The organism is Saccharopolyspora sp. ID03-671, from assembly GCF_045278815.1.
GTDB lineage: Bacteria > Actinomycetota > Actinomycetes > Mycobacteriales > Pseudonocardiaceae > Saccharopolyspora > Saccharopolyspora ipomoeae.
Map to the genome: position 1 here is coordinate 5327715 of NZ_CP134054.1, position 16023 is coordinate 5343737.

Consider the following 16023-nt stretch of genomic DNA (forward strand, 5'->3'; position numbering starts at 1 on the left):
AAGTCATGAGCGGGGTCGAGGTAGGGTCAGCTGCGTTCGTGGTCGAATTCGGCCACTGAGACGTCCTGGGCCTCCACCTTGAACGCGTTGATCCGTCCCTTGTGGAATGCGATCCATCCCACGACCAGCCCGATCGCGGCGGTCGCGGCGAGGGAGAGGAAGAAGAGCCTGGGCGCGGTGAGCAACTGCGGTGCGACGAGGGCGACGCCGGCCGAGGCGATGCGGGCGATCGCGAGCACCGCGCCCTGTACGCTCGCGCGTACCAGGGTCGGGAACGTCTCTTGCGACCACACGCGCATGATGGCCTCACCGGCGAGCCCGCCCGCGATCGTGCCGAAGGCGATGGTGATGGTCAGCGTCGGCAACGAGAAGCCGAACGCGATCGGAACTGAGTACGCGGAGATCCAGGCAACGAACCCGATGAGGTAGGCCTTCATCCGGAACCGCGTGTCGGCGACGCGCATGAACACCAGCGCGCAGACGAGTCCCAGCGGAAGTCCGACGATGAGGTTGGCCGTCGACAAAGCTTGCACCGACGTGTGCGCGACGTTGATCGCGATGTAGGAGCTGAACTGGCCGAAGGTGTTCCCGCCGACGGTGATCGCCGTGTAGAACACCATCAGCGCGAGGAACGGCACAAGCAGCACCCGGTCCTTGAGCACGTCGGCGATCCCGACCCGTTGCGCGCGAAGCGTGGTGGCCCCGGAGCGGCGCTCGTCCCGCGCGGCGAGCCACTCCTGCGATTCGGGCAGGCTCAGCCGGAGGATGAGGATGATCAGGGCGGCGATGCCGACGTGCGCGAAGAGGATCTGGCCGCCGAACCGCCCCAGACCGCCCACGAGGGCCGACAGCAGAATGCTGATGAGCTGACCGGCGAACCAGAGCGTTTGGGAGAAGCTGACGAGCTTGCCGCGGTTCTCCTCGGTCGCGGCCTCGGCGATCGTCGCGATCGACACGGGCAGATCCGCTCCGACCGCGAAGCCGAGTGCGGCGGTAGCCACTACGAGCAGCGGGAACGCGGTACCGAACACGAGGGCGCCCGAGCTGAGCACGATGAGAACCATCGTGACGAGGAAGACGGATCGCCGACCGAGCGCATCACCCAGGCGCCCGCCGACGGCCGCACCGATCGCGACGCCGAGCGTGAGGATGGCCGAGAGCACGCCGATGTCTGTGCCGGTGAGGCCGAGAGGTTGCTGGTAGAGCACGATGGCCGTGGCGTATGCCGCGAGCGCGGCGCCGTCGATGTAGGAGGCCATCCCCGAGACGGTGCCCACTCTCCACTGGTTCGGGCGACGCGCCGGGGTTCCTGCTGATGACATGGGTTCTCCTTTGAGCCCGGTCGGGAAGAGGCAGGGCGGATCCAAATGTGGCTAAATGGATTTAGCAGGGAAGCTTGAGCTACTCGGACGGCCCCTGTCAAGCCTTGTCCGCGGCTGGGTTCGGGCCTCTCGGGCGTTAGCGGCGAAGTCTTGCTACTGCCGGAAAGCCCGTGCTAAAAGGATGTAGCTCACGTTCTGCATCCCTGATCGACACAACGCTCCAGCGTTGCTCTCCCGCGTCGATCCCGGTTCCAAGTCCTTCAACCGCGGTCATCCCGCGAAGCACTGGCCGACGGCGCCCCCGAGGTACTCCCGCGCCTTCTCGTGCCCTGGCCCGTGCGCGTCCAATGCCATCCACTGGGCAGGAGGTCCGGCATGAGAATTCCCGTCAGAGGGGCTGCGGTCGCCGCAGCACTGTTGGTGGTCCTGGGCAGCACTCAGGGGACCGCGTTCGAGGCGGGCGTGCGGCCCGCTTCGGATTCCCGATCCGGCGAGCCGCAGGAGCCCGAGCAATGCAGTGAACCGGGCGCGATCTGGCAACGGGCCACGCCCGAGGAGGCGGGCTTCGACGCCGGGAAGCTGCGGGAAGCCGTCGCGTTCGCGCAGGCCGCCGGGTCCGGGGCCGTGCGCATCTACCGGAACGGATGCCTGGTCGCCGAGGACGCGGTCAACCCGGAGAGCCGGGCAGTGCCGACGCAGTCCTTCTCGGTGGCCAAGTCGGTAACGTCGATGGTCTTCGGCCGCGCCTGGACACAGGGGCTTATGTCGCCCTCCGACCCTGTGGGCTCGCTATATCCCGAGGCCGACGCGGCGCACGGGCGTCTCGACATGCGCAATCTGGCCACCATGACATCGGGGAACGAGCAGACCCTGAGCCGCGACTTCAACCTCGCCATGCCCGACCGCGTGCGTGACGCCCTCACCGTGCCGTTGATCCACCGGCCGGGGGAGTACTACAACTACTGGCAGAGCGGTGTCTCGCTGCTCGCCGACTCCGTCACCCGCGCCTCCGGCCGCGACTTCCAGGACTACGCGCAGGCCGAACTGCTCGGTCCCATCGGCATTCCGCGGGAACGGTGGAGCTGGGTGCGCGACGCCGAGGGCCACACAGCGGGCTACTACGGCATGTTCATGCGTGCCGACGACTACGCCCGCATCGGGGAGCTGCTGCGCCGCGACGGCGTGTGGAACGGTCAACGCCTGCTCTCGCGCGAATACGTTCAGGACGCCGTGCGCCCGACGGAACCGTATCCCTGCTACGCGGATCTTATCTGGCGCCACGCGGTCGCGGAGTGCAACGGGGCGGAACAACCGTTCCTGGGGCTGCCACCGGACATGTGGGAGTTCAACGGTGCAGGTGGTCAGCTCGTCGACGTCTTCCCGAGCCAGGGCATCATGACGGTCCGCACTGGCGTCGACGACGCGACATCCCAACCGACATCGGGGGAGTCACGCCGGAAGTTTCACGACATGGTGCTCGGTGCTCTCGAGGAGCCCGTGCCCACACCACACGTCCCGCCTGGAGAGGATGTCGAGCACCGCAGGTACGGCGGCGGGACCGAGGATCCGTTCTTCACCGCGGGCGGCGTGGTCCAGCCCGAGCTGCCGCCGGTGGGTCCGGCCCGCGCACGCGCCACCCTCATCGGTGAACGCCTGACGGTCGTGGAAGGACAGCTGCTGGTTCCGATTAGCTGCCCGCCACGTCATCTCGGCCCGCTGACCACGTGCAGCGGAACGTTGGGCAGCGACGCCACGTCGGAAACTCGCGACTATCAGATGTTGGCGGGGGAGCGATTGGAGATGCGGTTGCCGTTGACCGCGGCGGCCCGGGACGCGTGGCGCCGCGGCGGTCGGATCGACGTGCTGCTCCGGGCGGTCAACCGGGACGCCACCGAGAGCGGCACCGTCACCAACGTGCGGCGGATCGTGATTCGTTGAAGGCAGTTCTGGTGTGGTGGTGCCGTGGGGACGCGGCACCACCACACAGGAGCCGGGGGTTGCTTGCGCTTCAGTCCGTCGGGTTGCTCCAGGCCAGCGCTCGGGTGTTGGCCTGGCGGAGTACGTGCAGTGCTTCTTCCCGCCAGGCACGTGCGCTGGGCATGACCTTGGTGAACGCCGAGGAGCCGTGGACGTGCCCGGCTTGCAGCGAGAAGCGCGCGGGCACCCCGGCATTCTGAAGCTTCTCCGCGTAGGCCGCGCCGTCGTCGCAGAGCAGGTCGAACTCGGCGGACATGATGTAGGCCGGTGCCAGGCCTGACACGTCGGCGGCGTGCAGTGGCGAGGCGTACGGGTCGCGAGGGTCGCCGTCCTCGCCGAGGTACATCGGGACCATGCGCTCGGCGTCGGCGCCGCTGAGGGCGTACCGGGTCCGGAGCTCGGGGTCGGAGTGCGACGGGAGCTTCATGGTCAGGTCGAGGGCGGGCACCTCAAGCAGTTGCAGGGCGATCGCCGGGCCGTTCTCGTCGCGTAGCTTGAGCGCAAGGGCCGCGGCGAGGTTGCCGCCGGCGGAGCCTCCGCCGAGCGTGATGACGTGAGGATCGATGCTCAGCTCGGCGGCGTGGTCGAGCGCCCACTTCAACGCCGCCTGGCAGTCGTGCAGCGCGACAGGGAAGGGGTGCTCGGGCGCCTTGCGGTAGTTGACCGCGACCGTGACGCAGGTGGCGCCGACGGCGCGCTCCCGGGCGATGACGTCTGTGGCGGGGCTCAGCGCGGAGCCTGCGACCCAGCCGCCGCCGTGGAAGTAGAGGTGCACGGGCAGCGGGCCGGAGGCATCCGGGCGGTACACCGCCAGCTCGATCGAGCCGTCGGTGACGGGGATCTCGATGATGCGGTGCTCGGCCACCGCGGGTCCGGCCTCGGCGACCTGCTCCATGAGGGCCGGACCGGTTTCTTCGTCCTGCGCGCGGAATGCGGCGATGTCGAGTTCGGCGGGCATGCTCGGGAAGGGCAGGAACGGCGTGAGGGCGGGGTCGACTGGCATGGGAACTCCTGTGATCGTGTTGTGTGGTCAGAGGCAGGCGCGCAGTGCGGTGGAGAGGATCTCGGAGCGGAGGTCGTCGTCGCCACCGGCCTGGACGGTCTGGTAGCCGAAGCCGAGCCGCAGATCCGGGTGCGCGAACGCGAGTTGGCCACCTGCACCGTCGTGGCCGAAGCTCCCGGGGCCTGCCATCCCACGGCGGCGGGAGTGCACCATGAACCCGGTCGCCCACACGTTGCCCTGGTCCGGGCCGAAGAACGGGGCTCCGGACGAGATCGGTTCGCGGGCACGCGCGATGATCTCCGAACCGGTCAGCCGAACTCCGTCGACGTCGCTGACGGTCGCGGAGTAGAGGGTGGCGAGATCCCGGGCGCTGGTCACTAGGTTCGCGGCCGGAATTTCCGCGCGCAGGCAGGTTTCGGTGTTGAAGGCCAGGAACGGGTCACCGGAGAACGCGCCGCCCATGCCCATCGAACGTTCCTGCAGTCCGAGCTCTTCGACGGAGCCGGGGATGCCGTAGCCCGCGGTGGTGGGCGGAAGGATCGGGGCGAGATCCGGATCGTTCGGGGCGGTACCGAAGGTCGTGCGCAGTCCGAGCGGGCCGGTGATCTCCTGCGCGAGCCATTCGGCTGGGCGCTTGCCCGTCGCGCGGCGGAGCACCTCGCCGGCGAGCCACCCGAACGTGAGCGGGTGGTAGGCGAAGGTCGTGCCCGGCGTCCACATCGGATCCTGCGCGGCGAGCCCGTCCACGACCGGGAACCACTTCTCGACGTCGTCGGCGGTGTGGTCGTGTTCCGGCGCGATCAGCCCGGTGCGGTGGGCGAGCAGCTCGCGCACGGTCACCATGTCCTTGCCGCGGGCGCCGAACTCCGGCCAATAGGTCGCGACGGGCTCGTCGAGGTCGACGAGCCCGCGTTCGGCGGCCATGAGCAAGCAGATCGTCGTCACGCCCTTGCTCACGGAGAACACCACGCTCCGTGTCGCGGTGTTCCACGGCTTGCCCGCCGTGGCCGCACCGCCGTGGATGTCCACGACGAGCTCACCGTCGATCATCACCGCGCACGCCGCGCCCCGATCACCGCGCACGGTGAAGTTCTCCGCGAAGGCGTCCGCGACGGGCTCGAAACCCGGTGACACATACCCCTCGATCTGCACTGCCCCTGCTCCTCCGTCTGTGTCGGCCCGGGTGACTCCGTGGGCTAAATCCATTTAGGCTGTTGTCGACTCTGCCTGCGGGGTGTTGGGGTGTCAAGCGGGGCGACTGCCGGAACGGGGTGGTCGTGCGGGAAGATGGTGCGATGAGCTCGAGGGTCACGTTGTCCGATGTCGCGTCTCGTGCTGGCCTGTCCGTCACTGCCGCCTCGTTGATCCTGAACGGCAGGGCGGGCACAGGGCTGAGCGAGGACGCGCATCGTCGCGTCTTCGCCGCGGCGGAGGAGCTCGGCTACCGCCCGAACCTCATGGCGCGAGGACTGCGCACGGAGAAGTCGCTGACGATCGGGTTCGTCTCGGACCGAGTCGCCTCGACCCGGTATGCGGGCCCGATGATCCGCGGCGCACTGCGTGCGGCGCGCGAGCGGGACCACACGATGTTCGTCACCGAGACCGAAGGGGAGCCGGCCGAGCAGGACCGGGCTCTCGAAGCACTGCTCGACCGGCGGGTCGACGCGTTGGTGATCGCCACCGTCACCGGCCACGCGAGCCTGCCGGAACGCCGCCCGACCGTCCCGGTCGTGCTGCTCAACGGCGTCAGCCCGGACGGGGACTGCGCCGCCGTCCTGCCCGACGAGACCGATGGTGCTCGGCAGGCTGCGCGGCACCTGCTCGATCTTGGGCATCGGCGGGTGCACCTGCTCGGGATCCCGGCGGAGTCCGATCTCCGGGCCCGCGCGACCGTGCAGGTCCGTCGGCGCGTCGAGAGCCTCTGCAGCAACCTCCAGGAGGGCGGCGCCGAGGTCGTGCGCGTGGAGCTCGATTCGATGTCCTGGGACGCCGAGAGCGGATATGAGGCCGCCGGTCGGGCATTGGCCGGCTCGGCGCCTGTGAATGCGGTCGTGGCGCTCAACGACGCCATCGCCGCAGGGGCCTACGAAGCGTTCCGGGAAGCGAGGGTGAGCATTCCCGACGACGTGTCCATCGTCTCCTTCGACGACGACGAGATCGTCAACTTCCTGCGCCCCGGTCTGACGACCGTGGCGCTGCCGTTCGAGGAGATGGGGCGTCGCGCGGTCGAGCTCGCGCTTAGCGAGGTCGAGCCGGGGGAATATCTCGAGCCGATGCGTCTGCAAGTCCGGGGTTCCACCAAGCGATCGGCCTGATCGGCCGCCGAACCACTGCTGCTTGACATGGCGGGCGTCTCTTGTCCATGCTTTATAAACCGATTTAGTACGGCAGATTCCTCGACCGTCCATCCAGTCGGGCGCTGCCTGCAGCATTGTGGACTGAAAGGACTGCTCCGCCTTGTTCGCTCCGGAAGATCGCTGGATCTGGGACTTCTGGTTCGCCTTCTCCGAAGGCGTGCACCACATGTTCTTCCTCCAGGCCCCGAAATCGCTCGGTGACGCGGAACTTCGTCACCGCAACGCCACCATCGGCCACGCCACCTCGACGGACCTGGTGACGTGGGAAGAATGCGGAACCGTGCTCGAACCCGGTCGAGCTGGTGCGATCGACGAGACCGCGACCTGGACCGGGTCCGTGGTGTGCGGGCCCGACGGGCTTTGGCGGATGTACTACACCGGCTCGGTCTGGGATGCGGAGGGCAACACCCAGACCATCGCACTGGCGACCTCGCGCGACCTGTTCACCTGGACGAAGCGGACTGACTTCGCGCTGTCCGCCGATGGCCGCTGGTACGAACGCCGTGGCACCTCGACCTGGCCAGAAGAGGCCTGGCGCGACCCGTGGGTGTACTTCGGAGCTGATGGCCGCTGGCACATGCTGATCACCGCGCGTTCCAACGAAGGGCCGGACGACGATCGCGGTGTCGTCGGCCACGCCGTCTCCACAGACCTGGAGGAGTGGGAAGTGCTGCCTCCGCTGACCGAGCCCGGCATGGGGTTCGGGCACCTGGAAGTTCCGCAGCTGGTGTCGGTCGGTGGTGGATCCGAGGCGCTCATCTTCTCCACCGCGCAGGAAACCCTCACCGAGGCGCGGCGTCTGCGAGGAGGAGCCGGCGGCGTGTGGTGGGCGCCCGCCGCAGGCGAGGCCATCGACCTCCGTCGAGCTGAACAGCTGACGTCCGAGGATCTCTACAGCGGACGAATCGCCCGTGACGGCAACGGGACCGAGGTGCTCCTGGCGTTCGCCACCGGCTTGCCCGGGCCGAAGTTCACCGGAAACATCGTCGACCCCCTTCCCGTTCATTGGGCCAACGGACAACTCGAACTCAGCTGAAAAATTTCCAGGGCCGCCACTACGGACGTCGAGAATCCAGCCACCAACCCCACCATTACCTAGGTGTTGCGACGACCGCTGGAATCCAAGAACCTGGCTCAGACGCTGCTAGGGCTCCGAGGCGAACCCCCATCGCCGAATACTGGCAGAACGAGTCCGCGGTCAGCGATGAGGGGCTCTGATCACGGGGCAAGAAGGGCCGTGAGTAAAAGAGTGTCCGAGGCCCGAAAACTCGGTCCTTGACTGCAGGGAAGCGCTCTTGTGATCTAAGACATCCCATTCCGACGCGAGCGAGTCACCTCATTCCGATGTCCTGAGGCACACACCGTCGTCCCGGCCGGTTGAGCAGCACGCTGACATGCACGCAGGTGCAGGTCAGCGTGCCGTTTTGCGTTGCGGTGTGGATCTAGGTTGAGCTGCTGCGGGGGCGTTAGGTCGGGGCTTTCGCATTTTTTGGGATGACTTTTGGAGTTGTTGAGCTTGGGATGCGATAGGCAACTCGACCACCACCGAGCTGGGGTTTTTGTACTCGGTCGAGCTTGATGCGACGACCGCCGGTGACACATACACGTCCCGTTACCGCTTGATGTTGGATGCGGGGCCCGTCGACGAGGAAGGCTGATGAAACTGATCTACCGGGCCCGTGGAGGGCTACGTAGCTGTCATTGCTGGTCGTCGGTGTGCGCCAATTTCCGCGTCACGGGTGAACGTGACAGTGAATGGGTAGGTCGTCGAGGCAAAACGTGAAGAGCGCCTATGTCAGGGAAGACCACTTACGCTAGGGGATCCGAGTCGGTCGCGTCAGCGAGGATGATGTGTCCCTGGCGGACTTTCTCCGGATGACGGACTGGTATCTGTCCGGGTCCGAACTGGACAGTCGAAACGAATGCGTCGGTGGAGAGTCCTGGCCTGTTGATCGGAACTTCACCGCACGCATCCCGTGCACGAGAGAGGCGTCGCCAACGAAACGGCTACCAAGGCCCCTGCGTCGGCGGGGCAATGAGGCCCCGCCCCGAACGTCAATCCGGGCGGGGCCGCAACCTGCTTTCCGTTGACAACCAAGCACGCTGTATCAGTAGAGGTATGGCGGAGTATGGATCATTCGACCAGGAACCACACTTCTTTGAAGGGAGCGTGGAATGTCCAGGTGGATAGATGACCCTTGGGAAGAAACGCCAGGTCACCAACGGTCAGTTCGACCGCCTCGTGGTCATCGAGAGCGATGCTGACGGATCCCTCGACGACATAGATGATCTCGTTGGCCGTGAGTTCGTAGGTCGTTACCGACGGTTGGCAGGCGAACACCCCGGTGGCGAAAGTAGGGCCGGATGCTTGCTCTGCGAGCGTGAATCCGTGCCCGTCGGGGTTGGCTTCGAGGATCGTCACTCCTTCAGGCTGCCAGGCCTCCAACGGGGCGTTGGATGTCGTGACGGAACGGATCGCGGTCATCGGTTGGACCTTCCTTTCACAACAGCGGTGAACCGAGTTGTTACGAGAGCTGGTCGTGCATCCAATCGGCCATCTGCAGTCGGGGGCGGACGCCGAGGTTGTGACAGCAGTGGTCACCCTGGTTCTCAACCACGATGGTGAGCGGGGCGTTCGTGATGTGTTCGCGAACGGTGTCCACGAATGTCACGGGTACCTCGTCATAGACACCGTGCAGGATGTAGGTGGGGCATCGGATGTTACCGAGGACATGGCGGGTCTCCGTGGCCTTTTGAACGTGGTCACGGGCTTCCTCTAGGGTCGCGACCTTACTCACGTAACGCCAGCTCTCCTTGGTCAGGGGAGTCTCGGCGTCCCACGAATCCATGTCCGAAAAGCCTCCCCAGGACACGCATGCCGCGATGCGGTCATCGCAGGCAGCGGACTTGAGGGCGTAATTGCCACCGAGACTGCGCCCCAGCACACCGATAGCGGAGGAGTCGATGTCTTCCCTGCTGATGAGGTGGTCGACGACGGCAGAGGTGAAGGTTTCGAAATCAGCCGAGAGCGCCCGGAAAGGGAAGACCTCACCCTGGCCCGGGCCGTCGAACGTCACGGTCGCCATCCCACGCGCCAGCAGAAGGTCCTCCATCTGGCGGCTCTCTTCCTTGGTGCTTTCCAGGCCGCCGAGCAACACCACAGCTGGGTATGGCGCTGGCCGATCGGGAACGCGGACGTACACCCGCACCGGTACCCCATCGATGGTCAGGTCGACATGATGGGCAGGTGGATCGAGCAAGGTCGCGGCCTTGCGGTACAGCGCGGCCTTGCGCTCCTGTGCCGCAGCACGCTCTGACCCGAACCACAGGAACTGCGCATACTGGGCGGCGAGAGTGCCGAGGTAGAAGTACTCGCCAGCCGATCGGCGATGTTCTTCGGCGAGGGCCCTCTCCGCGAGCTCCTCGTATTCAGTGGCGCGGCCCATCCAATAGTCCAGCCAACTGAGATCACCAGGACGGTTGCGCGCCCCAACGAGATCGGCGAACGGGACGCCGTCGAGGATCAGGCGACCCCAGTTCAGCATTTCCTGCTCCGGGGTGGGCTCATGCGGCTCCGAGCGTACGCCGCCATCGGTAGTGGACACGGTGCTCCCTGAGTGAGTTCTGTGAAGCCTGGTAGAGGGCATGTCTTCGACATTGTGGGGAGTGGAGCGGTGGTGCGCGTTTGCACACAGCGCTGATTCGTCCGGGCTTTTTGTTGTTCTCTGCACACGCTGGCGACGGCACCTGCCGAGATAATGGGATAATGGCGGATACGACGAAGTCAGTCAGTACAGGTCAAGCGGATGACCAGCGCCGCTCGATGCGTTTCATCGGCCAGCCGGTGCGGCGGCGTGAGGACCACCGCCTGCTTACGGCCGCAGCGAGCTTTGCTGGCGATGTTGACCTTCCCGGCCAGCTACACTTGCGGATCGTCCGGTCGACCCACGCGCACGCACGGATCGCCGCCGTCGACGTGGAGCAGGCCAGGGAACAGCCCGGTGTCCGTCTCGTGTTGACCGGAGACGACCTCGCGAGCCTCGGCACCATCCCATTGGAGGAAGCCGGCTTCCACGAGATCTATCCGGACCTCGAGGCATTCACCCACCCTGTGCTGGCCGTGGACCGGGTGCTTTACGTCGGCCAGCCGGTTGCGGCGGTACTGGCTGACGACCCCTATTCGGCCGAGGATGCGGCGGAGCTGGTCGACGTCGACTATGAATCGCTGCCTGTTCTACTGGATCCGGTCGAGGCGGTGGAATCGGAAGTCGACCTGTTTCCCGGTTTCGGCAATGAGGGCGCGCGAATCGAGAAGACTTACGGTGAAGTCGCCCAGGCGTTTGCGGACGCTGCGCACGTCGTGCGCCACGATTACACTGTCGGAAGGCATTCCGGCGTCCCGATGGAGACCCGCAACTGTGTCGTCCAGCCCGATCCGGGTCGAGACGTCCTTTACATGTGGGGCACCGTCCATGTTCACGGGAACATGCGCATCCTCGCGCGTATACTCGGCATGCCCGAGACGAGCATCCGCATGCGCCACGTGGAGATCGGCGGGAACTTCGGCGTCAAGGGCGATGTCTTCCCGGAGTACGTCGTGGCCGCCTGGGCTGCGCGGCACCTTCGGAAGCCGGTTAAGTGGGTCGAGGACCGCCAGGAACACATGGTCGCCACCTCACACGCGCGCGAGCAGGTGCACCGTATGGAGCTCGCGTTGAACGGCGCCGGTGAGATTCTCGCCTTGCGGGATGAGATCTTCCACAATCACGGCGCGTTCTTCCGGCAGACCGAGCCGCTGGTCAGCGATATCACAGCCGGCATTGTGTGCGGTCCGTACCGAGTCCCGTCCTACGAGGCGACATTGCACGCTGTGTTCACGAACAAGACGCCGCTAGCCGCCTACCGGGGACCTGGGCGCTTCGAGTCGACCTTTGCGCGGGAACGGCTTCTCGATCTCGCCGCGATTGCAGTCGGCGTCAGCCGCATCGAGATCCGACGACGAAACCTTTTGCGCGAGAGCGACCTTCCCTGGTCGCCTGGTGTGACCATGGTGCACGAGCCGTTCCACTTCGACTCCGGCGACGTAGTCGATCACCTCGATCGCGCGTTGGCTGAGGCCAAGTGGGACGAGTGGGTTACCGAAGCGGAATCCCTGCGCAACGAGGGACGATACGTGGGAGTCGGCCTTGGCGTGCTGATGGACAAAGGGGGGCTCGGTCTCTACGAGACAGGATCGGTCGAAATCAGCCCTGCCGGTCGCGTCCGCGTGCTAACCGGAGCTTCCTCGGTGGGGCAGGGAGTCGAAACAGTTCTGGCGCAGATCGTCGCAGAGCAGCTCCAGATCGACCCCGCAGTTGTCGATGTCGAGCATAGTGACACCGAGCTGGTTCCGGACGGAGTCGGCTCGTGGTCGAGCCGCTCGACAGTGCTGGCCGGCGGCGCCGCACGGCAAGCGGCAATCCAGGTCGTCGAGAAGGCGAAACGCCTGGCTAGCAGCATGCTGGAAGCGTCTGAAGACGATCTCCATCTGGTTGATGGAGCGATCAGCGTCAAGGGTGCGGACGCTGGGCTCAGCTTGTTCGAGATCGCCGAGCGTTGGGACCCATTCACTGCACGGTCCGTCGATGATCAACCGGGCCTGCGTGCGGATGCGGCGTACCGGAACAATCTGATGAACTACCCGTACGGTGTCACGCTTGTGCAGCTCGAGATCGACCCGGAAACCGGTGGTCACGAGTTCCGTCGCTTTCTTACGACCACGGAGGCGGGGCGAGTCGTCAACCCGATGACGACTCGCGGCCAGATGATCGGTGCGGCCGTCCAAGGCATCGGCGGCGCCCTCTACGAGGAATTCACCTACGAGGACGACGGCCAGCCGACCGCAACCTCATTCATGGACTACTTGCTGCCGACCGCGCAAGAGATGCCGGACATCGACATCTTCATCACTGAACATGCGCCCTCACTGGATAATCCGCTCGGTGCGAAGGGGTTGGGCGAAGTCGGCCTGATCGCCGTCGGCGCCGCCGTGGCGAGCGCCGTCGACGATGCAGTCGGCGGTGGGCCGCACAGCGACCGTCTGCCCCTGCGTCCCGAAGACATCTTCATGCGATGTCGCGCGGCGCACGAACACGACAACTGACTTACCCCCTCATAACCACCCGAATCTGGCCCGGCGTCTTCGCGATTACGCCATCGAGGATGGGCTCGGTGGCCGGGGCCGGCACGAGCGCATTGCCACGTGCGACCGTGTCGCGCCTTCCGGCGATGTCAGGAGATACACAGCAATCAGGGCTGAGTTGTTCGTCAGTGCAATAGTGCGGTTGCTTGTATCGGGAGAGAGTTACATGCACCGGAACGAGGAAACCGAAACCGTGTCAAGGTAGGTGAAGTATGGACATCTCGCGCATCGCGGTAATCGGAGGCTCGATCTGCGGTCTTACCACGGCTCTGCTGCTGCGTGACGCAGGATTCGACGTGGACGTGTACGAGCGTTCGCGTAACCCGTTGTCCGGGTTCGGAAACGGCATCGTCGTGCAGCCTGAGCTCGTTCGTTACCTGGTGGAACACGGTACGCAGATCGAGTCGATCAGCGTCCCTTCCGCCTCGATGCGTTACGTGGATGCTGCGACGGGAGAAGAGCGGGGGTCTGTCTCCGCATCGTGGCGGTTCACCAGCTTTGACAGTGTCTATACTCGGCTGCTTGATCTCTTCGGCCGAGAGCGCTATCACCTCGGCAAGTCGCTGGTCGGTCTGGATCAGGACGAGCGTTCGGTACAGTTGCGCTTCGCTGACGGCAGTGATGCGTCCGCATGCTTCGCGGTGGGCGCCGATGGAGGCATGTCGGTTGTCCGGCAACGACTAATGGGCCTGACTCCGCAATACGCTGGCTATGTCACGTGGCGCGGTCTCGTTTACCAGGGCGATGTCTCCGAAAATACTTGGGGATATTTCGACGACGCATTCACGTATGGTCTTCTTCCAGACGGGCATTTGATCGCGTACCCGATTCCAGGGGAGAAGGAGACCGACGTGAAGCGTCTAAACTTCCAGTGGTACTGGAACATTCCCGAAGGGCGCGAGCTGGACGAGGTTATGACCGATTGCAATGGCATACGCCTGCCCGTATCGGTGCATTCACATGTGCTCTGCCCGCGGTTGAAAAGGACGTTGCACGAACGCAGCAAGGTACTTACACCACCCTTCCAGGAAATGGTGACCGGGGCGGATCAGCCCTTCGTCACGGTGGTCAACGATGCCGCCCCAAAGGCCACTGTGTTCGGCCGGGTCGCTCTAGCAGGGGACGCGGCAATCACGCCGCGGCCGCACGCTGCCGCCGGTTCGGCCAAGGCCGCGCATGACGCGTGGACACTGGCAGAAGCTTTGTCGACCTCGCCGCAGCAACGACCGGAGCGGATTAAGGAGTGGGAAGCCAATCAGCTCGCTGTCGGGCAGGCGTATCTTGGCAAGGTTCGCAAAATGGCGGCACGTCTACAGCACGGTGGTGAGTTCCCGCCGGGGCGCCCGGAATTTCGATTCGGCCTACCTGAATCAGCATAGGTAGCTGGATTGTCGTAGAAATAGAAAGCCAGGGTATAAGGACAAAGGGGTTCGGTAATGCTCATCGAAAACGAAGTGACGCTTCCTGTTCCGCCAGCTGAAGCATGGCCCGTGTTGCTTGACCTCGAACAGATCGCACCATGCTTGCCGGGTGCGAAGATCACCGCAGCCGACGGTGACATCTTCGAAGGAAAAGCAAAGATCAAAGTTGGCCCGATCACAGCTGAGTACAAGGGTGTGGCCGAGTTCGTCGAACGGAATGAGGAATCCCACCGGGCAGTCATCAAGGCCACCGGAAAAGATGCACGTGGACAAGGGAACGTTGCAGCTAATATTACCGCGAGTCTCGTGCCCGAGGGTTCTGGATCAAAGATCCTCGTGCAGACCGACCTAAACATCACCGGCAAGCTTGCACAATTCGGTCAGGGTGTCGTACAGGATGCAGCTGCCGGAATCATCGGCACATTCGCCCAGCGGCTCGGAAAGCTGTTGGCTTCCCAGAGCGGTGAGGAAGATTCGTCCGGCACGAGCGTGCCAAGCCAAGTCGGCGAGTCGGCGGCATCACGACGGGTGCACGAAGAGTGTGACACGCTTGATGTACTTAAGTTGGCGAGGGGCGTGTCGAAGAACCGATTGCCGTCAGTATCCCGACGAGCGGTTGCCCTGGTGAGCGTCGTTGCTGGTGTCGTCAGCGTGACTGCGGCTGCATCGGGGGCACGTTCGTCCGTTGTCGCTGTTGTTGCTGCTGGGATTGGGGCGTTCGCCGCAGGATACTCACTCGGTCTCTTCAACTCTGAGAGCTCACGCTCTGCAAGTGCGACAGAATGATGGTCGGCACCTGACCCGTGGCGAACTAGCCGACTGCCGGTATGGCGAGCATAAGGACTCCCGAGAGTAAGGGTTCCAGCTGGGAAGGTCGTCCATCAGGCTATCGGCCACGTTGACGTGCGCATGAACAAAGGCCGAAGGTGGATCCGTTTACCGCGGCGCTCGTCGGGCTAAACCCGGCCATACGGTTATGACGGACTGCTTAGGGGCTGTTTGATGAATCTGTACGGAAAAACTGCGTTGGTGACCGGTGGTGCCAGCGGTATTGGTGCCGTATGCGCTCGGCGTCTGGCGTTTGCCGGAGCTCGCGTGGTGGTACTGGACGTTCGCTCTGACGGTGCAAAGCAGATTGCCGAGGAGATCGGCGGCGAGGCACTCTTTGTGGATCTGGCAGATTTGGGGATGGTTGAGTCCGCGCTGGAGGGTCTTGAGGCAGACATCGTCGTCAATAACGCGGGCGTGCAGCATCTCGCACTTCTGGATGAGTTTCCGCCAGCGGAGTTCGACCGACTGCTGACGGTGATGCTGCTGGCTCCGTTCCGTATCACACGGGCGGTGCTGCCGGGAATGTATGCCCGGGGGTGGGGCCGATTTGTACACGTTACGTCGATCCGCGGAGTGCTTGGCGACGTGCGAAAAGGGGCCTATGTCGCGGCGAAGCATGGGGTTGAGGGCTTGTCGAAGACGATTGCCCTGGAGGGAGCCAAGCACGGTGTGACATCGAACTGCATCGCACCGGCATGGGTCGAAACCCCACTGACATACGACCTGGCCAACCGTCAGGCGCACCTGTACAACACCACTCCGGAGCGAATTGTCGAGGACGTCATGCTCGGCGGAGCAGCGATCAAAGAATTGGTCAGTGCCGAAGAGATAGCCGAGCTCGTGGCCCACCTGTGCTCGCCAGCCGCCCGCCACACGACAGGAACCTCTATTCCCGTTGATGGCGGGTGGCTAGCCGGGTAAGCAATGCGCG

12 protein-coding genes are annotated in these 16023 nt (G+C 64.8%); 7 read left to right on the plus strand and 5 right to left on the minus strand.

Annotated features, from left to right (window positions below):
• Positions 1-26: 26 nt before the first annotated feature.
• On the minus strand, positions 27-1322 hold the full coding sequence (locus REH65_RS24735; RefSeq protein ID WP_406689276.1) for an MFS transporter: 1296 nt from the start codon (positions 1320-1322) through the stop codon (positions 27-29).
• Between the two features lie 420 nt (positions 1323-1742).
• Between REH65_RS24735 and REH65_RS24740 the strand changes: the two genes are divergently transcribed.
• Positions 1743-3260 (plus strand): serine hydrolase domain-containing protein, encoded by a 1518-nt coding sequence (locus REH65_RS24740; RefSeq protein WP_406689277.1) that lies wholly within the window; start codon positions 1743-1745, stop codon positions 3258-3260.
• 70 nt (positions 3261-3330) lie between these two features.
• Here the strand turns inward: REH65_RS24740 and REH65_RS24745 are convergent, their stop codons facing one another.
• On the minus strand, positions 3331-4302 hold the full coding sequence (locus REH65_RS24745) for an alpha/beta hydrolase (protein WP_406689278.1): 972 nt from the start codon (positions 4300-4302) through the stop codon (positions 3331-3333).
• 27 nt (positions 4303-4329) lie between these two features.
• Positions 4330-5454 carry a serine hydrolase domain-containing protein gene (locus tag REH65_RS24750; RefSeq protein ID WP_406689279.1) on the minus strand — a complete coding sequence of 375 codons (1125 nt, stop codon included), beginning with the start codon at positions 5452-5454 and terminating at the stop codon, positions 4330-4332.
• Between the two features lie 119 nt (positions 5455-5573).
• On the opposite strand from REH65_RS24750, the gene REH65_RS24755 reads away from it, so the two are divergent.
• Positions 5574-6617 (plus strand): LacI family DNA-binding transcriptional regulator, encoded by a 1044-nt coding sequence (locus tag REH65_RS24755; protein ID WP_406689280.1) that lies wholly within the window; start codon positions 5574-5576, stop codon positions 6615-6617.
• A gap of 142 nt (positions 6618-6759) precedes the next feature.
• On the plus strand, positions 6760-7695 hold the full coding sequence (locus REH65_RS24760; protein ID WP_406689281.1) for a glycosyl hydrolase family 32: 936 nt from the start codon (positions 6760-6762) through the stop codon (positions 7693-7695).
• A gap of 1098 nt (positions 7696-8793) precedes the next feature.
• Here the strand turns inward: REH65_RS24760 and REH65_RS24765 are convergent.
• Positions 8794-9144, minus strand: coding sequence for a cupin domain-containing protein (locus tag REH65_RS24765; protein ID WP_406689282.1), 351 nt, complete (start codon positions 9142-9144; stop codon positions 8794-8796).
• 40 nt (positions 9145-9184) lie between these two features.
• Complete coding sequence (locus tag REH65_RS24770; RefSeq protein ID WP_406689283.1) at positions 9185-10264, minus strand: alpha/beta hydrolase family protein; 1080 nt, start codon at positions 10262-10264, stop codon at positions 9185-9187.
• A 161-nt stretch (positions 10265-10425) separates the two neighbouring features.
• Between REH65_RS24770 and REH65_RS24775 the strand changes: the two genes are divergently transcribed.
• The 4 genes from REH65_RS24775 to REH65_RS24790 all read left to right on the plus strand — a co-directional run bounded on the left by REH65_RS24775 (position 10426) and on the right by REH65_RS24790 (position 16013).
• The gene (locus REH65_RS24775; RefSeq protein WP_406689284.1) at positions 10426-12801 is read left to right on the plus strand and encodes a xanthine dehydrogenase family protein molybdopterin-binding subunit; all 2376 of its coding nucleotides are present in this window, start codon (positions 10426-10428) and stop codon (positions 12799-12801) included.
• A 251-nt stretch (positions 12802-13052) separates the two neighbouring features.
• On the plus strand, positions 13053-14219 hold the full coding sequence (locus REH65_RS24780; RefSeq protein WP_406689285.1) for an FAD-dependent monooxygenase: 1167 nt from the start codon (positions 13053-13055) through the stop codon (positions 14217-14219).
• A 57-nt stretch (positions 14220-14276) separates the two neighbouring features.
• A complete protein-coding gene (locus tag REH65_RS24785) occupies positions 14277-15047 on the plus strand; it encodes an SRPBCC family protein (protein WP_406689286.1) in 771 nt (256 codons plus the stop codon).
• Positions 15048-15263: 216 nt separating this feature from the next.
• Positions 15264-16013 carry an SDR family oxidoreductase gene (locus REH65_RS24790; RefSeq protein WP_406689287.1) on the plus strand — a complete coding sequence of 250 codons (750 nt, stop codon included), beginning with the start codon at positions 15264-15266 and terminating at the stop codon, positions 16011-16013.
• The last annotated feature ends 10 nt before the right edge of the window (positions 16014-16023 follow it).